This window comes from Mesorhizobium sp. M1A.F.Ca.IN.020.06.1.1, assembly GCF_004023265.1.
GTDB lineage: Bacteria > Pseudomonadota > Alphaproteobacteria > Rhizobiales > Rhizobiaceae > Mesorhizobium.
In genome coordinates this window covers 1-1,292 of the sequence record NZ_RZSR01001294.1, presented here as the reverse complement: position 1 = coordinate 1,292, position 1,292 = coordinate 1, and the positions used below count along the sequence as shown (strand labels likewise).

Annotated in this window: 2 protein-coding genes; both read left to right on the top strand. The window is 61.9% G+C overall.

Annotated features, from left to right (window positions below; translation table 11 throughout):
- Positions 1–64: 64 nt before the first annotated feature.
- On the top strand, positions 65–487 hold the full coding sequence (locus tag EOA60_RS33405; protein ID WP_066996325.1) for a helix-turn-helix transcriptional regulator: 423 nt from the start codon (positions 65–67) through the stop codon (positions 485–487).
- Positions 488–654: 167 nt separating this feature from the next.
- On the top strand, positions 655–1,292 hold a 638-nt coding region (locus EOA60_RS33400; RefSeq protein WP_348632745.1), incomplete at its 3' end, for an S-adenosylmethionine synthetase N-terminal domain-containing protein.

Sequence of the window (1,292 nt, the reverse complement as noted above, 5' to 3'; positions counted from 1 at the left end):
GGTGGCTCCGGTTTCGTTTGGGCGGCAAAAATAGAAAAAGCCGGAAAAATTCGGCGAGGAAAAAATGACAGAAGAGAACAAGAAGAAGCCGAATCCGATCGACATTCATGTCGGCAGTCGTATTCGGCTGCGTCGCAATATGCTTGGAATGAGCCAGGAAAAGCTGGGTGAAAATCTCGGCATCACGTTTCAGCAGATACAGAAGTACGAAAAGGGGACCAACAGGGTCGGCGCCAGCCGCCTGCAGGCAATCGCCTCCATCCTGAGCGTCCCTGTCGCCTTCTTCTTCGAGGACGCCCCCGGGCAGGAGGCCGTCGCCGGCAATCGGGGATTTGCCGAGGATGCCTCGATGACTTTCGCGATCGAATTCTGCGGCAGCCCGGAAGGGCTTCAGCTCAATCGTGCCTTCGTCAAGATTCCCGACGTCAAGGTGCGGCGCCGGATTATCGATCTTGTGAAGTCCCTTTCGCCGGACGACGCCGAGTGAATCCAGGCTCATGTCGCCGGCGGTGCCCTGCCGCCGGTGGCACAAGTTGATTGTGCCGATAGTCATGCCAGATCTGTCGCGCCGCTTGACGAGCGGCGCCCGGCACCGCTAACACGTGGCGCGCCAAAATCGGCAGCCTTGCCGATCCTTTTCAAGAGGGGACACCCGTGACGCGGCAGAACTATCTCTTCACCTCGGAATCCGTCTCCGAAGGCCATCCCGACAAAGTCTGTGACCGTATCTCCGACGAGATCGTCGATCTCGTCTATCGCGAGGCCAGGAAGACGGGCATGGACCCGTGGAAGGTGCGCGTTGCCTGCGAGACGCTGGCCACCACCAACCGCGTCGTCATCGCCGGCGAGGTCAGGGTTCCCGAGACGCTGCTGAAGAAGGACAAGGCAGGCAACATCCTCAAGGATGCGGCGGGCCACCCGGTCGTCAATCCGACCAAGTTCAAATCGGTCGCCCGCAAGGCCATCCGTGAGATCGGCTACGAGCAAGCCGGCTTCCATTGGAGGACGGCCAAGATCGAGGTGCTGCTGCACGGCCAGTCGCCGGACATTGGCCAGGGCGTCGACAATGCCGCCGACCGCCAGGGCGAGGAAGGCGCGGGCGACCAGGGCATCATGTTCGGCTATGCTTGCCGCGAGACGCCGGACCTGATGCCGGCGCCGATCTACTACAGCCACAAGATCCTCGAATTGCTTGCCGCCGCGCGCCACGAAGGCAACGGCGAGGCCGCCAAGCTCGGCCCGGACGCCAAGAGCCAGGTCACCGTGCGCTATGCCAACGGCCAGGCGGCGGA